This window comes from Terriglobia bacterium, from assembly GCA_035712365.1.
Taxonomy (GTDB): domain Bacteria; phylum Acidobacteriota; class Terriglobia; order UBA7540; family UBA7540; genus SCRD01.
This window is the reverse complement of record DASTAW010000021.1, coordinates 132657-150031: the sequence shown is the minus strand read 5'-3', so window position 1 is coordinate 150031 and position 17375 is coordinate 132657. Positions and strand designations below refer to the sequence as shown.

The following is a 17375-nucleotide window of genomic DNA, read 5'->3' as shown; positions in this document are numbered from 1 at the left end:
AGAGTCTGTGTGGCAACTCCATCTTGACACCTGGTTATAATGCGGGTGAGAGGAGATCCGCAGATGAAATTTTTTGATTACAATCCCGATCAAGCTTACCTGCTGCCGCCCTCGGTGGGGGATGTTCTGGGCAGCAATCATCTGTGTTTTTACATCCGTCGGATGGTGGGGAAGCTGGACCTGGGCGCGTTCGAGGCGGAGTATGGGGAAGAGGGGCGCCTGGCCTATCATCCGGCGCTGATGGTTAGCGTATGGCTGTATGCCTATGCGCTGGGGATCACCAGTTCGCGGCGGCTGGAGCAGCGGATTCGGGAGGACCTGCCGTTGCGGTATCTGGCCGGAGGAGCGCAGCCGGATTTCTGGACGCTGAACGAGTTTCGGCGGCGACACCCGAAGGCGCTGAACGATCTGTTCACGCAGGTGATCGAGCAGGCGCGGGGGGCGGGGCTGGCGAAGCTGGGACAGGTAGCCATCGACTCGACGCGGGTGAAGGCGAACGCCTCGCCGAACCGGGTGGACACCGAGCAGAAGCTGCGCGGGCAGCGGGCGCGGATTCGGCGGCAGATTCGACGCTGGCAACAGGCCTGCAAGGCCGAAGACCCCAACGAGGCCGCCGGAGTGATCCTGGCGCAGCCAGAGTGCGCCCGGCTGGAGAAGCAATTGGCCGAGATTGCTCCGCGGCTGGAGCGGCTGAAGAAGAGCGGGTTGAAGCGCCGCTCGGTCACCGATCCGGAGAGCCGGTTTCTGAAGGAGCGGAAGGGCTTCACGCTGGGCTACACGGCGACTTTGGCGGTGAGCAAAGACCACCTGATCGTGGAACAGCGGGTGAGTCAGAAGGTCACGGACCACGGCCTGCTGGTGCCGGTGGTGGAAGCGGTCAGGCAGCGGTGCGGAGAAACGCCGGGACAGGTCAGCGCGGACAGCGGCTTTTTTGTGCTCGAGGACTTGAAAGTTTTGGCCCAAGGGAAGATTGATGCTTATGTGCCGGATACGAACTTGGCGCAGGTTCTGAACCGAGGGGGGCGGTTGCGGGGCCGGGCCACGGACCCGGTGCACCGTCAGATACGGCGCAAGTTGCGTAGTCGGCTGGGGCGAGCGATCTACGGAGTGCGCAAGGCCCTGATCGAGCCGGTGTTTGGAGTCTTGAAAGAGCAACGAGGGATGCGGCAATTCCGGCGGCGAGGTTTGCAGAAGGTGCAAGTGGAGTGGTCGCTGGCAGCGACGGCTTACAACCTGACACGGATGTGGAAGCTGACTGCAGCCACGCAGGCCACCGGCTGAGACCCTACGAAGGCCCCATGCCTCGGCCGGAATCGGAAAAGCTCCAAAACATCCTCAACACCTCCTGTAATCGGTAAATTACGTCGCCGCCAAGCCAGTTGCCACACAGACTCTAACAGCTCCGACCTCCTAAGGCGCGGCGATGGTCGCGGGATACGGGCGGGACGCCCGTGCCACGCGCGGGGATGTGGGGTGGAAGTTACTTTGCCTCGGTTACGGTGACTTCAATTAGATAATGGCGGTTAGAAGCCACATCGTCGATTGAACCCACGAATGCTGGTTTTCCGATTGTGGAGGATGTTACATCCTGGATTTGAAATGTGCCAAACACAGGGTTCTGCGCCCCCGAAGGCATCATTTCTTTGCCCGCGACAGTATTCATATTGAGCCATGTCTGCACGAGCAAATCCCCGCCTTGTTTCATCAGCTTGCAATCGATATTCATCCCTACGTTCTGATACTGAATATCCTTTCCGGTACTATATGGCACCTGGCTTCCAATGCGGGTACTGGCCCTATTGCCGACCTGGGTCATCAGAGTGTATGAGCGGGAATTGATAGTCTTGCCGTTCTCCACTTCGTCCACCCTGTAGCTCACGCGGTAAATGTTGACGTCCAGCGGAGCTTCCTTTTTTGCTGACGTTTCGCTTTGCTCCTGCCCTACAGGCTGCGGCGCAGCGAGGACCTGTACTCCAACAGAGGCCAAGGCCAGCGCCAAGGTCAGGATCAAGACGTTCCACTTTGCTTTTCTCATGGCATTCTCCAATCTGCAGGACGTTTTCTTAGCTGTACGAACTACTGCAGTTCCTCTGCTCTTGACCCCACGCTCAGGGGCTGAATTTCCAGTGGAGCGATCTTCAAGGACCTGATCTCCATTGGCCGACCTTCAGACTTCTGTTTGAAAAGCGACGCCTCCAGCACCTGTGGTGGCGTGTCGCGAACGTATTGGACCAGAGCCTTCTGTTCCGGTGTGAGCGGCGCCGGGGTAGGGAACTGGGACGGCCAGTGATGCGCCTCCACTTGCCTCGAAGAATTTTTTACGCGGCGCGACGGTTTGCTTTCGCGGTGTGCGGCTCGTTTTGGCTCAATAATCGATATTGCGTTGCCGGCCTTGGGAGCTGCTCCTGAATTCGCCGTCAGTATCCCCTTGGGGGTTGGCGCAGGAACGGCCTTACTGGCTTGAGATGTTTCCGCCGCCGGGCTATGCGGGCGGTTTGCCACGCGAATCGCGAAGAACATTATGGCGACTGCCACGGTTGCCGCAGCGGCTATCCACAATTTCCAGATGTTACCTCCGGCGCTTTGTTCGCTGGCACCCGCGCGGGCACGCTCCAGCAGTCGGGCTTCGAGCCCAGGGCGCGGCTCTGCCGTTCGATGATGGGCAAGCGCGGAATCGAGGAGTTCGTCAACGAACCGGTCTTTATCTCGCATGTTTTCCCTCGAGCAAAACGGAAAGCTTCTCTTTCAGAATCTGGCGCGCCTGCCACAGGCGCTGGCGAATAGTGCCTTCCGGAATTCGCAGGATGGCGGCAATTTCCGGCGAGGTAAGGTCCTCGGCGAGCGACAGCGTGAGCGCGTGGCGAAGGTCTTCGGGCAAGGATCCGATCAGCCGATCGAGCAGCGCCGTCATTTCTTTGCGGCCCGCAATCTCATCGGCGGGCGCGCCCTCTGCGTAAAGGCGCAAGACCGCCTCGACGGACTCGCTGAGCGAAATGGATGATTCGTCCAGCGCGCGCCGTTTTCTCCGCGAGTCCAGCGCCACGTGCCAGGCCGTTCGCGCCAGCCATGCCCGATGATTGCGGATCAGCTTCCAGCGCCGGTGGTGCCGCCAGAAGCGCACAAAAGTTTCCTGGGCGGCGTCTTCCGCGTCGTGGTGATTGCGAAGCACTGAGTAAGCGATAGCGTAAACACAGCGCGAGTGCTCCCGCACCGCTGTCTCCAGCTCGTCTGTGGAAGCAGCGGCGATTGGGAAAATGTCGCTCAAAACGCCTTCGCTCGATTCGGGCATCGGCAAGCCTCACTGGTATAGACGGAGCGCGGCTCCGCGGCGTTCAGATTTCTTTCCAGGCTTCCGCGGGTGGATCAATTGTAGCGCGGCTTCAGAAATCAGAGGCAAATCTCAGGTTCTTGCTGGTTAAAAGCTCTACCACAGAGCGCACAGAGGCCGCAGAGAAAACCATGAACCCGTCGCCAAGGATTTAGGCATCCCCACGAGCGGGATATCTGCGCGACCCGCTCATCAGCGGAATGTTTCGCAGACATGGCAAAAAGCGCCACGTCTGCGCCACCCATTCCAGAACACGGGGTGTAAAATCCTCGTAAAGTTGCTTTTTGACAGCTTACAAGCGCCTGCGGGCTGAACTCGCGCGTTATATAATCCAGTTAAGTGCGCTGGAAACCTTCCAAGTCGAATTATCCCCTGCTGACGATTGCGGTTTTTGCGGCGGGGCTGGTGCTGGCCGGCACGCTGCTTTACGGCTGGATCAACCGGGCCAGCGTTGCGGACCGCGAGCAGCAGGAGGAATTCCTGAACGCCGCCATGCGCAGTTTTCGCGGCGAGTTTGTGGCGCCGCTGCTGGAAATCCGTGCGACATTTCGTCCCGTGCCCCGATCGGCGGCCACGGCAGACCTCGACCTGTACCTGGCCGATTTCTATGCGCAGTGGCGGAGCAATGATGCCGCAAGCGCGCTGGTGTCAACGCTGAGCGTGGCCACCATTGATGCGGACGGAAAGACGCAATTCCGCACGCTCGCTGCATCGAGCGGAAAGTTCAACCAGGAGCCCTGGCCCGAATCACTCGAAACGTTCCGGCCGCGACCTGGAGGGATTGATAGGACCGGCCCGCGGGAGCACAGGAACTTCTTTTTTGTTCGGGCCGGTGGCTTCCCGTTCGCTCTCAACGGCTCCCGCCCGATGATTGTTGTTCCGCTGATGGAATCCGGCGAAAGGGGCCGCGGATTTACTCTCCGGATAGGCGGAGAACGGGAAGCCGGTCCTGATTCGCGGCCGGAAATTTTTACGGAGGGGGAGGAAATCCACCGCGCGCCTCCTCCGCCGAGCGGAATGCCGCGTTTCGATCTGCCGGCGCGTGCGCGCTTTTCGGGGCGATTGCGCGGCTGGTGTTTCCTTGAATTGGACATCAACTATTTGAAGCAGCACGTGTTTCCTCAACTGCTGCAACGAAGTTTCGGCGGGGCGGGCATCGCCAGTTATCGAGTTGGCATACTGGGCGGCGACCCGCGGCAAATCATTTTCAGTTCTGAGCGAGGCCTCGTGCCGTCGTCCTTTACTTCGCCAGACGGTGACGCTCTGCTGCTCGCTTCGTATGGGGAGCTGGGCGCGCTGCTTCGATTTCGCGCCAGGAGGCTCGCCAGGGGGGCGGAAGCGGACGATCTGATGGACTTGTCGATAGCCGCCGAACCTCCGCCGGGCGCCGAAGGTCCTTCAACACAGGGTCCTGAGCGGCGCGGGCGATTTCGCGAGGCGGGCGCGTGGGTCCTGGTGGTGAAGAACAAGGCCGGCTCAATTGACGCGCTGGTGGCCCGGACGCGGCGGCGGGACCTGGCGTTGGGATTCGGAGTCCTATTCGTGCTGGCGGTCAGCATGGGGTCGCTGGTGGTTGCCACCCATCGCGCTCGCGAGCTGGCGCGGCGAGAGATGGAATTCGTGGCAGGAGTCTCGCATGAATTCCGGACGCCTCTCGCGTCCATTCAGTCCGCCGGGTTCAACCTTTCAAGCGGCGTGGTGCAGGAGCCGGGCAGGGTGAGGGAATATGGCGCGCTGGTGCGAAATGAAGCACGCCGGCTGACGGACCTGATCGAGCAGGTGATGAGTTACGCGGGCATCCAATCCGGCGCGAAGCGCTACCAGGAGGTTCCCACTGAGGTTCCCGCAATGCTGGAGCGCGCGCTCGCCGAATTTACTCCCGCCTTCCGTGATGCCGGCTGGCAGGTGGAAAAGAAAGTAGACGACAATCTTCCGCCCGTGCTGGTGGAAGCTCCGTCGGTTGAGAGCGCCGTCAAGAACCTCTTCGCCAACGCCATCAAGTATGGCGGCGAGGGCCGATGGCTGCGCATCACGGCCGCGTGCGCGCCCAATGGAGGCGGAGGTGAAGTGCGGATCTCGGTGGAGGACCATGGCCCCGGCATTGATCCAATAGATTTGCCCCACATCTTTGAACCGTTCTATCGAGGCCATGAAGTGCTGGCATCGGCAGTGCCCGGCGCCGGGCTGGGCCTGAGCATCGTGAAGCGCCACATTGAGGCGCAGGGCGGGCGTGTGAGCGTGGAGAGCGCGGAAGGAAAGGGATCGCGATTTACCATCCATCTGCCCGCCATGGCGGAGGCTGAGCAAAAGGCGGGCCAGGAAGCCCGCCCGGGTGGATTGGTCTAACCGATTGCTGAAAACAGGACGCCCGTCATGCTGAGCATAGCGAAGCATCTGCTGTACCTTACTGAAATGAACAAAACAAATCCTTCGCTCCGCTCAGGATGACGCCGCGCGAGAGTTCTTTCAGCAGCCCAAAACGGCAGGCAGCATGAAACGAAAAAATTTCATTCAGCCCCATCTGCTTCTGGTGGAAGACGACGCTGCCCTGGTGCTGACGCTTACTGATCTGCTGGCGAGCAAGGGTTACCAGGTGGAGAGCGTCAAAGACGGCGCGGAAGCCCTGGAACGGGCCTCGCAGGGCGGGTTCAACCTGATCATCCTGGACGTCATGCTGCCGCACAAGGACGGGTTTGAAATCTGCCGCACCCTGCGGCGGCGCGCCGTGCGCACTCCCATTCTGATGCTGACGGCGCGCGGCCAGATTGAGGACAAGGTTTCCGGACTCCATCTCGGGGCCGACGATTACCTTGCCAAGCCTTTTGATTCCTCCGAACTGCTCGCTCGCATCGAAGCGCTGCTGCGCAGGGCGTCATTACCCCAGGCCAACCATCGGGACTCGACCTTCCAGTTTGGGCCGGTGACGGTGGACTTTCGCAGCACGGCGGTGTGGCGCGAGGGCAAATCGGTCGAGGTGTCGGCGCGGGAGTTTGAGTTGCTGGCTTACTTTATCCAGCAGCAGGGCTCAACCGTCTCGCGCGAGGAACTGCTGCGGGAAGTGTGGGGTTATGATGAAACGACAATGACCCGCACCGTGGATGCGCATATCTGGATGCTTCGCCAGAAGCTGGAGGCGGACCCGCAGAACCCGCGCTATTTTCTCACCGTTCGCGGCCTGGGTTACAAGTTCGTTGCACAACCTTCCTGAAAAGTGCTGGCGCGGAAGCCGGCGTTGATGCGCCCCACCGTATCCAGCGCAGCGTCCCGCGCAATTGTCTGCCATAACCAGTCATTCCGAGGGCCGGCGCTCTTCTGGCGCGAGGAATCTGTTTCTGTCTCCCGCTTTGCGGGGTCGGAATGACCGAAGGAGCGCCTGGCGGCGTGAAGCCGCCGCTACGGTTTCGTTCTGTTTGGATGAAAAGCAGGTTCCTCTCCCGCTGTGAGGAATCGGAATGACGGTCGCACACGGCGGGTTGTACAAAGTTGTGTGGGACACTGGGCTGGGTTCAAACGGCGCATGGTCCGCCGCAGGAACCAAAAACAGAATTTACGCAGGCTTTAAATTCATTCCCGGCAATCTGATGAACAATGGGAGGGTGAGGTCAGAAAACGCGGCAGCAGGCGTACAACGGCGGGGAAAATTGACGATAGAGGGCCGCGCTCTGGCATTACCCAATCAGCGGAGATCAGAATCTCAAGAAAGGGGAGAACAGAAATGGTGAAAAGGTTGTTTAACATTGCCCTGGTGGTGGCGCTCTTCAGCAGCGTCGCGATGGCGCAGGAGCGGTCCGAAGACGTGGTTGTTGAAGGGCCGGATACCGTAGCGGCGGAGGCGGGACCTGTGGCAGGCTCCATGCAAGGGCCAGACACAATGATGCTGAAGCAAGGCCCTGATGACCCGGCGGCGCCCGGGCAGCGGGTTTTCAATTTGCGCGTCAGAGATCCCATGGGACCGGGTGGGATGATGTGGTTCCGGGGCCGGGGAATGGGCGAATGGTGGACGAGTCCCAGGGTGGCTGAAGAGCTCGGGTTAAGCGACCAGCAGAAGCAACAGCTTGAAAAAATCTCGCAGGACGGACGTCTGAAGATGATTGATCTGCGCGCCGATCTGGAGAAGCAGGAAGTGGTCCTTGGCCCCATGCTGCGGACCTTCCATCCGGATGAGGCCCAGGTGCTTGCGCAGGTTGAGAAGGTGTCGCAGGCGCGGGCTGCGCTCGAGAAGGAACGCATCCAGACGATGCTCGAAAGCCGCGGCGTCTTGACCGAGGAGCAATGGAAGAAATTAGAGGACACGCGGGCGGAATTCCATCAGAATTTCCGCCGGCGCAGCCTGCCGCGTCCGGCGAGGCCGGGGACGCCGTCAACGCCACCCACGCCACCGACGCCACCCGAGAGCAAGTGAAAACTGAGCTCACTTCACCAAGAACCGGGCGGGGTCCTGCAAAGGCAGGGCTCCGCCGTTCGAATCAACGAGGTTGCAGAAAAGGTCTGCCCGTCATGCTGATCCCGCGAGGCGGGAGAAGCATCTGCTGTTTTTCGCTGACAAGAATAATGCAGATCCTTCGCTTCGCTCAGGATGACGTGCCAGAGCAGTACTGCAAGCTGCCCATGCTGCATTTCGACCAGAGCTAATAAGCCCAATAGGGACCGACAACTCCACCGGGCCCGGTTTTGTTTTCAATCCCCACAAAGACATTTCGGCCGTAGAAGAAGGGCAAGCCGAAATCGACGTTGTCCGTTGAGGGGCCGGTGCCGGTGCCGCCGCCCAGGTTGTTGAACGCGGCATTCTGCCCGCCATTGGCGGCGAACAGAAGTTCGGCGTTGGCGATGTCGAACATAACCTGATTGGAGGTCCCATTCTGGCTCGAGTTGGTGACGGTGAAGGTCACTGTGGAGGCCGGGCAGTAGAAGCTGGAATTATTCGGACAATCCAGAATCCCGGCAGAGGCAAGTGTGGTGGCGTCCAGAAAGAAAAGCCCATTCGACCCGCTGTCAATAAAACTGCTGTAAGCCACATTTTGATAGGTCGTTTGGATATCCCCAGATTGGTTAAGCGTCAAAATCTCAGCCGTGCCTATACCGTTGTCGGTTTGCGTTCCAATGCCGAAGATTAAGGAGCCGGAAGCCGTTGGCGCCCCGGTATCGGGGACGGACGGCAACGAGATGAGCAGGCCGTTGTTGTCCTGCGGGAAGGTCGAAACCGGGTTCTGCACCTGGAAATTAACGGGGACAGTGGCCGGCGAGCAGGCGCCACCAGGGCAGAGATAATAGGTGCCCGGAACGGCAGAGTTGGCGCAGGATGAGCCGCAGTCCTGCTGGTAATTTCCGATTCCCAGAATGCCATTGGCTCCGAGCGCTTGCACGGTATTCGCATCAGAGCCGCCACCGCTCAGGCAGGCGCTGGGGACGGGAAACTTTGTGGGGCTGGAACTGTCGATGAGCTGCATCGGAACATCGCTCCCGATTTCTCCCGCCAGCTTGATGTCCGCACTGACCACCCCTCCCCAGTTGAAGGAGCCATCGCCAAAAACGACGCATTCCTGGAGGTCATTGTTGCCGTTGTCGGCGATGGTCGGCAACTGGAGAGTGACTTTGGAGGATAGCAACCGCAACCCCTCGGACCCGGTATCCACCAGAACATCCGGAATGTTCTGGCAATTCGAAGTGCCCGGAACGCAGATGGTCACGGTGGTGAATATCCCGTTGGGGTAGTCGTTCAATGGGCCCAGATTGACCTCAATCGCCTGGTTGTTGTTGATGGGAGGCGGAGGAGGGTTTGATCCGGAACCGGAGCTGGAACTGCTTCCGCCACAAGCGGCAAGCGCCAGGGCGGTTACGGCCATCAGGGAAATCAGGGCGAGGCGAGCGGCCGACCTTGGTGAAAGTTTCATCGCACCACCTCCGCCGGGACGCCGGAGGGCAGCAGATTCGGTGCATAGGCAACCCCGTGGAAGGAGCGCATGTGGCCTCCGCTGACCAGCACGAAATCCTTTCCACGGACCACCAGCGGAGCGCCGCGCAGGCGACGCGGCCTGGGCGCCTGCTTCACCTGTTCGAAGTAGGAACCCAACAACTCCTGCAGGTTGGGCATGGTGGGCCCTTGCCAGGCGACCCCAAAAACCAGTCCGGCGGGCGAAACGTACTCGCGGACAGTCCTGCCGTCAGCAGTGCCGAGTTCCTTGACGGAATACCCCTGGCGCGCCGTCTCATGAAGCTGTGCCCGCATGCGCTGTTGGTCTGTGGTGATTGAATTTTCATACTGCCCAAGAACCGCGAAACTGGGAACGCATCCCAGCAGCAAGACCACAAATGCACCCAGAAATATCTTCAAATAGACCTCCGTTGGCATCCGCGCTGGGAGCCTGTTACCACTCCCCGGCGCGGAGAGTATATTCCCAGTAAAGTGCTTCGGTCGTCAACCTTAATTTGGCATTGGCCTGCCGCGTCTCCCCCTCCGCTCCTCCTGCATCTTTTGCCATTTCTGCTGCTGCTCGGCGGTGAGGATCGGTTTTATCTTATCAAGAGACTTCTGCCGAATGTCGCGGAATTTTGCAAACCGGTCCTGGCGGGACATGGAGGCATCCTGCCGCAGATCCATCATTTGCTTGTGTTGCTCCTCGAGGATGGGTTTGATTTTGGCCTGCTGCTCCTCGGTGAGATCCAACTGCTTGGTCATCCGGGCCAGTTGGTCCTCAGGGGTCATGGGCCCGCGCATCCGCTGGCCGCCATCCTGTGGCAGGGCAGCGCCCGCCATCATCCTGATTCCCAGCAGTATCATAAGGATGGCGCCTGCGACGAGGAGGAAGCTCTTTGTCTTCTGGGCCCTCCCTCCCATCCGCCATTTCAGTAACGCAGTGTCTTCCAGGTGGAAGGCCCTTCTGGTTTCTTCCCTTATCATGGTGTCTCTCCTTTCGGGCGTCCGGAGCTCTGCCCGCCAAAGCTTGGATTATACGTTGGCATAGACGCCATCAGCACGAACACAGTTGCGCAACGCTGGTTAATTTTATGTAAAACCATGGCCGGTCCCGTTCCGGCGGCGGACGGCATTGCCCGCCTTCAACGTTGACATGGCAATGAGCCGGTGGAGTGGTGAATATCACTTGACGGCATGGCTCTTTGCTCCGCTAGAATCGAGGGATGATGGCCGGGCGTAATGCGCTGGTTGTACTCGCGATGCTTTGGAGTGCAGCGATCAATGCGTATGCCGCAACCCTGCCGCCGCTGCCCAAGCTTGATCTTTCGAACACTTTCCCCGGCGTCAACGCTCAGATTCGCGAAGCAAACGCCGCTGCGCTAGCTCGCCCAAACGATCCTGACGCCGTTGGAAAGCTGGGGATGGTGCTCGACGCCTACAAGCAGTTTGCTGCGGCGGGGATATGTTACCGCCGCGCGCATTTGCTTTCCCCTTCAACGTTTTCATGGGCTTACGATCTTGCGTACGTTGAGATGAAACTCGGACACTACCGCGGCGCAGCGGCTGAGTTCCAGGCGGCGCTTAAGCTCAGGCCAGACTACCTCCCCGCCACTTTGAACCTGGCGGAATGCTTTCTTTCGCTCGGGCGGTTGCCCGAGAGCCGGGAACTGTTCGAGGCAATCACCCGCAAATATTCCGGGAACCCGGAAGCGTACTACGGACTAGGGCGGGTTGAGATGCAGCAGGGTAAAGCGGAGGACGCCGCCCAGGCGCTGGAGAAAGCGATCGAGCTATTCCCTCAGTATGGTGGGGCACAGTACGCTCTGGCAATGGTTTACCGGAAGCTCGGGCAACCAGGTAAGGCGAGTGAACACTTTGCGGCTTATCACAAATATGTGACAACCTACCCGCCTGAAGTGGACCCGTTGCGGGCTGCGGTGCAAAAGTTGGATCAGACCCCCCTCAGTTATTTGCAGCGCGGGCTGGCTCTCGAGCAGGCCGGCGATCTGGCGGGGGCGATCGAGGCGCACGTCAAGGCTACTGAGCTCGATCCCAGCTTCGAGCAGCCGCATATAAACCTGATTCAGCTTTACGCGCGAACCGGCGAATACGCCAAGGCGGAGGAGCAATATCGTATCGCCGTCCGCCTGAACCCCCATCGGTCTGATTGTTATTATAATTACGGGGTCCTGATGTTTGGGCTTGGTAAATACGCTGAAGCGGAGGAGGCCTTCCGGAATGCGATCGCAAGCGATCCTTTCTACGCGGAGGCGCACAATAACCTTGGCTTTTTGCTTCAGCAGCAAGGTCGCATAAACGATGCCCTCGGAGAATTTCGCGAGGCGGTCAAAGACCAGCCCGATTACCGGCTGGCGCGCTTTCATATCGGGCTGATACTGGTTGACAAGGGGGACTACTCCGGCGCCATTGAGCAATTCCGAATGATTCTTGAGCCTGACGACGCCGAGACTCCAACTTATCTCTACACACTTGCTAACACTTACGCCCGAGCCGGCGACTCTCCTAACGCGCTGGCTTATTTGAAGAAAGCCCGTACGGACGCGGTAGCGAAGGAGCAAATTCAACTGCTTCCGGGCATTGATCGGGACCTTAAGACGCTGGAAAACAATCCTGGCGGACGCTGAGACTCTGCGGAGGCAATGCGGAACGTGGCCGTCTCTCCTCCAGGTGTAGGCTTTGGCCCGCCAGCGCCAAGGAAAAATAGCACAAGATCAGCGTAGACCGGATTGCTACGCTGCGCCGGAGTACGGGTCTCCGCTTATAATCCCGTACCCAGAAGCGATTATTTGGCCGGACCCTTGCTCCGGGACCCAATTTGGGCCACTGTCTCGCGAACAATCAGGTCCGTTGCAAGCGTCTTTTCCAGGAAAGCCATTTCCGGGTGGTGGAGCCTTTCGAGAAGCGTGCGCAGGCATACCTGGCCAATCTCCTCTTTTCGGACGCGCACCGTGGTCAGGGGCGGATCCATAAGCAGGGCTTCCTCACGATCGTCGAAGCCCGTCAGGCTGATGTCGTCCGGGACGCGAATGCCGCGGCGGCGGAATGATCGCCACAACCCGAATGCCACTTCGTCATTTACCGCCATCACCGCCGTCGGCAACGGCTTGCGAGACAAGACCAGGTCGCACGCCCATTCTCCATAGTCCACAAATCCGGACGGCCGGGGATTCGTAATCGAATCCGGTTTGATTTTGGCTTCATGACATGCTTTTACGAAACCGGCATGGCGGTTCCGGACCCAGGGGTAGGTGAGATCGCCCACGAAGGTAAGCTTGCGGTGCCCCTGGCTGACCACATAGCGGACGGCTTCATATTCGCCCCGGAGACCATCAAACCCCACCTGGTCAAAGTATTTGTCTCCCTTAAAGTCAAAGATGTTGTTGCCGAAAACGACGAATGGCACCTGCAATTTCTGAATTCGGGTCAGGAAGTTTGGGTAGTTTGTTCCGGCCAGGATCAAGCCGTCGAACAGGCCCCGCTCTTCCAGAATGGAGGGGAGAGGGATGTGGTGGGGGGGAGTCGTGGCGTCGTAGTGTACGGCAGCGAAAAGGATGTGCTGCTTCAGTTCCCGAGCGCAGTCCTCAACACCCTGAAGGATGCGAGCGTGGAAAGAATTGGGGAATGACCGGTTACTCAACAGGAAACAGACAATTTCAGATCGCTTCCTGTGGATCCGGCGCGCCTGGGCGTTAGGCCGAAACCCGAGGCGGCGAATTACCAGCGCGACGCGTTCCTGGGTAGCGCGGCTGACCTGTGCTCCTCCGTTCAGAACTCGAGAAACGGTCCCGATGCCCACGCCAGCCTGGCGGGCCACGTCACGGATAGTAGCTGGGGTGCGTAGTTGGTTCACCTCTTGCAATCCCTCCCTTGAAGGACCGGCAACCGGGCTTTTAAGTTGCCTCGTCTCAAGCTACTGCGATGTACGCGCGGTTCGAACGGATGCCCCTCATCATAGTACTTTTTCACAGAAAGGCTTTAGACGTAATAGAGAGCTTTTGGTTACAGTTCCAAATTTAGCTTGACAAACCATAAACACCACTGGTATAAGTCGCGTGTTCGACTCGCATGGCGTCGGGTTTTTGGGCACTTTCTTTACATCATTCAATTAAAACTGAGCAGACGTGGAAGGGGTAAACGTCTTCAGGCAAGGGCTTATCTCTGTGTAGCCTGAAGGGTCCCAATCCGGTTCAGGCAACTGACCTGAATTCCGACTGAAAAAGCGGTTAGTTAAGGAGGATTATGGCCATGATTGGTAACGGTTCCAAGAGCAGTTGGGAGGCGTCCCCGGCATTCCGCAGCCTCCTGCTTACGGCTATTGTATTTACACTTTTTCTCGCTGTTCCAAGAAATGGGACGGCCCAGGTCCTTTACGGAACACTGGTTGGGAACGTTAAAGACCCCACCGGCGCCGTCGTCCCCGGAGCGACTGTTACGGTCACCCAGGCCCAAACCGCCCTCACCCGGCAGGTGCAGACCGATTCACGCGGCGGTTACACGATAGCCACCCTTTCAGCAGGCACATACACTGTCAAGATCGAAGCCAAAGGTTTCAAATCCTATTCAAGGAACGATGTCGCTGTGGTCATCAACACCGTTACCCGTGTTGATGCCACGCTCGAGATCGGGGCTGTGAACCAGACGGTGGAGGTCAGCGCCAGCGCTGCCATGCTGCAGACCGACCGGGCCGACGTCCATCATGATCTCAGCTCTATTCAGATCCAAAACATTCCCATGGCGCCCGGCAACAATTTCGAACATCTGTTTCAATCGCTTCCGGGCGTCACTCCGCCGGCGAGCTCGCACTCCGTTGCGACCAATCCCACTCGTTCCCTGGCATTCAACACGAACGGTGGAAGCGACTTTGGCAACACCATTCAAGTGGATGGCGTTACACAGTGGAACATCTGGGTGCCGGAAGATTCCTCGTATATCCCTTCTTCTGACGCTATTGAGACCGTCAACGTCAGTACCAACAATTACAATATTGATCAGGGCTTTGCCGGAGGCGCCTCTGCCAACGTGCAAATCAAGAGCGGGACCAACCAGTTCCACGGTGACGCGTACGAATACAATTACACCAGTGCTCTTGAGGCCCTGCCCTTCTTCGCGCCCCAACTAAAGCAAACAACCGTTCCCAAGGACGTTTTTAACCAATTTGGGGCGAGCTTCGGTGGACCCATCAAGAAAAACAAGCTCTTCTTCTTCTCCAACGTTGAATTCACGCGCGATTATCAGTACGCGACGAGCGTAAACACTATTCCCGATGCGGCGATGCGGTTAGGCGACGAGCGAGGACTGGCAGGCGCCGCCGATGGCGTTACCAAGACCGATCCGGACGCTGTTTACGATCCCACAACAGGAGCTTCAAACGGCAACAATCGAACGCCGATCTTTGCCACCAATAATTCGGGCGACCCCAGCACTTTCAACTCCGTCTGCAACGCGGGTGATCCAGGCAGCGTCCTTTTAGGCAGCGGCTTCACTCAGTGCCCGAACGTCATTCCAACCAGCCGCATCAGTCCCACCGCAACGGCGCTGCTCAACATGTTGCCACAGCCGAACCTGACCAGCACCAGCAGCACTTCGGTTTCAAATAATTACCTGGGCGCGGAAGACGTCCACTTTAACCGAATCACGACGGACGACAAGATCAACTGGAACGCCACCGATAAATTCACGATGTACGGCCACATCGGCTATCTGAGCTTCGGGACGCTTAACCCTACGATTTTCGGTACGCCGCTCGGGGGACCCCAGGCGAGCGGGTTCCTCGGCAATGAGGGCATGGCGAACGGACATACAATCACCTTTAGCGCGACCGGCAACTACGTGGCTACGCCCAATTTTGTGATTGACAGCAGCTTCGGTATGACGCGCCAGGTCATCAATTCCCAGCAACTTGATCTTGCGAAAGATGAGGGACAGGCCCTGGGCATTCCGGGCACGAACGGCCCACGGCCGTTCGAGGGCAGCATGCCTACCTTCAGCATCACTGGCTTTGCCGTCATGGGTACGCAGCACAACTTCATGCCTTACTTCCGCGATGATCCGCAGTTTTCCTGGAGCGGCAACGCCAACTGGATCCACGGCAGCCACTCGGTCCGTTTTGGCGGTGCAATCGGAATCCAGCACCTTAACCAGCAGCAACCGGAGTGGAACGCCGGCGGCACCACCTGGCCCGCCTCGGGCGGGTTCGGGTTCGGGACCGGGACTACCCAGTGCGGCAATTGCAGCAGTAAAGGCAAGACCAGCTCCTCCAACAACTACAATGACATCGGGAGCTTCCTCCTCGGCCTCGACAACGCCTGGGGCAGGAACATCCAGCTTCCTGACTTTTTCCACACGGTCACTCACATGTACGCGCTTTATGTTGGCGACACGTATCAGGTCACGCATAAGCTGACCGCCACCTACGGCGTCCGGTGGGAATACTATCCGTTTCCCACTCGAGCTGGAACCCCAGCCGGCGTTGAGCGTTATAATTTTTCCAACGGGCTGATGCTAAACTGCGGCGAAGGCGGGAACCCGATCGGTTGCGGAACTACGGTCGGTGGCAAGTATTTCTCTCCGCGCATCGGTCTCGCTTACCGGGCCACGAACTCCACAGTCATTCGCGCCGGATACGGCATGAGCTATGAACCTTTTAACATCATGGACAACCTGCGGACGAATTACCCCATCTTGATTCCGCTGAATGAGGGTACGCCCAATTCCCTGACGGCCGCCGGTGCGTTTGACACGGCGAGTTTGCAGAATACGCCTGCCGGGGAGTGCACCGATTTCGCCTCCTTCTGCTTCGGGTCTGGCGGGACCCTTCCGGTAGGCGTCCTGGCGCCGCCGCTGCCCAGCTTGACGAGCGCCTCAAACCCGATTCCCGGCAATGTGAACCTGGTGACGGCAACGGACCACGTGAAACGGGGTTACATTCAGTCGTGGAATTTTGTGATTGAGCGACAATTGCCGGGAGGCTGGCTTGCTTCGGTCGGCTACGTAGGTACGCGAATCATCAACCAGCTCGGAGTGGAAAATCTGAACGTTCAAACCCCCATCACCCCTGCTGGCTGCACGCCCGGCACCAACTGCGGCGGCAATGCCAGCCAGCCTTATAACTTTAACGGCAGCAATAAGGCGCTGTGCCCCAGCGCCGCCACTACGAATCTTGGCTGCCGGACCGGCGGAACCTCCATCGTCACACCCATTTACAGCGGGCATTATGATTCACTGCAGGCGACGATGAGGCACCACTGGGCCAGCGGTTTTGACGCGAGCCTGGCCTATACATGGTCCAAGACGATCGGCGAATCGGGCAGCGCTGGAGGGACCGTAGGGTTCGACGAAAAGAGTCAGCTATATATTCCCGCGCCTGCCTTTTACGACCTCAATCACGGATTGGCTCCCTCGGACCGTCCCCAGAATCTGGAGGCAACGTTCATTGCGGAGTCTCCGTTCGGCGCCGGCCATCGCTTCGAAAAGACAGGCTTCGCCGGGAAAGTCCTCGGCGGATGGCAGGCTAGCGGACTGATCAGCTCGGTTTCCGGGCTGCCCTTCCAGATGACGGCGGACGGGACCTCGTTGAATGCATCGGGCAACGCGCAGCGCCCCGACCGCTTGTGCAGCAGCATCAGCAATCCGAAGAACGTCGGCGCCGGTGAACAGTGGTTTGACCCGGCCTGCTTCAGTGGGATTGACACGCAGCGCTTTGGTACGTCCGCATTTTACGTGCTCCACGGACCGCACCTCTTCAACATGGACGCGGCCCTCACGCGAAAGTTCAAGCTGACGGAGCGCTTCGGACTGGAGTTCCGCGCTCAGGCCCTTAACTTCACCAATACCCCGCACTTTAGTAATCCGGTTGCCAGTTGCGGCACCATCCCGTCTGGAGCGGGCAGCGGCTGCAACGGGAGCAATTTCGGCCAGATTACCAGTGGTCAGGGGACCGTCAACTTTGCTCGTGAGGGCATTGATCCACGACAGTTCGAGTTCAGCGCTCGAGTCACCTTTTAGCTGATACTCGAGCACTGCAAATATCACCTCTGGGGGGCCGAAGATATCGGTCCCCCTTCTTTTTTTCGGCTGATGGAATGCCTGGAAACGGCGGCGCAACAAGGTCGT

General features: G+C 58.9%; 13 protein-coding genes. 6 read left to right on the top strand and 7 right to left on the bottom strand.

The window, feature by feature from the left end; all coding sequences use genetic code 11:
- Nucleotides 1–63 precede the first annotated feature (63 nt).
- Nucleotides 64–1281: an IS1182 family transposase gene (locus VFQ24_06670; GenBank protein ID HET9178024.1), complete on the top strand. Its 1218-nt coding sequence runs from the start codon at nt 64–66 to the stop codon at nt 1279–1281.
- A gap of 199 nt (nt 1282–1480) precedes the next feature.
- Here VFQ24_06670 and VFQ24_06665 read toward each other — a convergent pair whose 3' ends face one another.
- From VFQ24_06665 to VFQ24_06655, 3 genes are read right to left on the bottom strand one after another with little or no spacing between them, the layout of a single operon-like run.
- Nucleotides 1481–2035, bottom strand: coding sequence for a hypothetical protein (locus tag VFQ24_06665; protein ID HET9178023.1), 555 nt, complete (start codon nt 2033–2035; stop codon nt 1481–1483).
- A 41-nt stretch (nt 2036–2076) separates the two neighbouring features.
- Entirely contained in the window at nt 2077–2712 is a 636-nt protein-coding gene (locus tag VFQ24_06660; GenBank protein ID HET9178022.1) for a hypothetical protein, read from the bottom strand.
- Nucleotides 2702–3289: a sigma-70 family RNA polymerase sigma factor gene (locus VFQ24_06655; GenBank protein ID HET9178021.1), complete on the bottom strand. Its 588-nt coding sequence runs from the start codon at nt 3287–3289 to the stop codon at nt 2702–2704. The genes VFQ24_06660 and VFQ24_06655 overlap by 11 nt, the downstream gene beginning before the upstream one ends.
- 378 nt (nt 3290–3667) lie before the next feature.
- On the opposite strand from VFQ24_06655, the gene VFQ24_06650 reads away from it, so the two are divergent.
- The 3 genes from VFQ24_06650 to VFQ24_06640 all read left to right on the top strand — a co-directional run bounded on the left by VFQ24_06650 (nt 3668) and on the right by VFQ24_06640 (nt 7730).
- Nucleotides 3668–5674, top strand: coding sequence for a HAMP domain-containing sensor histidine kinase (locus tag VFQ24_06650; GenBank protein ID HET9178020.1), 2007 nt, complete (start codon nt 3668–3670; stop codon nt 5672–5674).
- A 145-nt stretch (nt 5675–5819) separates the two neighbouring features.
- Nucleotides 5820–6536 carry a response regulator transcription factor gene (locus VFQ24_06645; GenBank protein ID HET9178019.1) on the top strand — a complete coding sequence of 239 codons (717 nt, stop codon included), beginning with the start codon at nt 5820–5822 and terminating at the stop codon, nt 6534–6536.
- Between the two features lie 507 nt (nt 6537–7043).
- The gene (locus VFQ24_06640) at nt 7044–7730 is read left to right on the top strand and encodes a Spy/CpxP family protein refolding chaperone (protein HET9178018.1); all 687 of its coding nucleotides are present in this window, start codon (nt 7044–7046) and stop codon (nt 7728–7730) included.
- A 226-nt stretch (nt 7731–7956) separates the two neighbouring features.
- On the opposite strand, the gene VFQ24_06635 is transcribed toward VFQ24_06640, so the two are convergent.
- The 3 genes from VFQ24_06635 to VFQ24_06625 all read right to left on the bottom strand — a co-directional run bounded on the left by VFQ24_06635 (nt 7957) and on the right by VFQ24_06625 (nt 10226).
- Complete coding sequence (locus tag VFQ24_06635) at nt 7957–9219, bottom strand: DUF3443 family protein (GenBank protein ID HET9178017.1); 1263 nt, start codon at nt 9217–9219, stop codon at nt 7957–7959.
- Entirely contained in the window at nt 9216–9659 is a 444-nt protein-coding gene (locus tag VFQ24_06630) for a DUF2844 domain-containing protein (GenBank protein HET9178016.1), read from the bottom strand. Before VFQ24_06630 ends, VFQ24_06635 begins: the two co-directional genes overlap by 4 nt.
- Nucleotides 9660–9749: 90 nt before the next feature.
- Nucleotides 9750–10226 carry a hypothetical protein gene (locus VFQ24_06625; protein ID HET9178015.1) on the bottom strand — a complete coding sequence of 159 codons (477 nt, stop codon included), beginning with the start codon at nt 10224–10226 and terminating at the stop codon, nt 9750–9752.
- Nucleotides 10227–10465: 239 nt separating this feature from the next.
- Here VFQ24_06625 and VFQ24_06620 point away from each other — a divergent pair, with 239 nt between their 5' ends.
- On the top strand, nt 10466–11887 hold the full coding sequence (locus VFQ24_06620) for a tetratricopeptide repeat protein (protein ID HET9178014.1): 1422 nt from the start codon (nt 10466–10468) through the stop codon (nt 11885–11887).
- A gap of 158 nt (nt 11888–12045) precedes the next feature.
- Here the strand turns inward: VFQ24_06620 and VFQ24_06615 are convergent, their stop codons facing one another.
- Nucleotides 12046–13113, bottom strand: coding sequence for a LacI family DNA-binding transcriptional regulator (locus tag VFQ24_06615; GenBank protein HET9178013.1), 1068 nt, complete (start codon nt 13111–13113; stop codon nt 12046–12048).
- Between the two features lie 389 nt (nt 13114–13502).
- Between VFQ24_06615 and VFQ24_06610 the strand changes: the two genes are divergently transcribed.
- Nucleotides 13503–17267, top strand: coding sequence for a TonB-dependent receptor (locus tag VFQ24_06610; GenBank protein HET9178012.1), 3765 nt, complete (start codon nt 13503–13505; stop codon nt 17265–17267).
- Nucleotides 17268–17375: the final 108 nt, after the last annotated feature.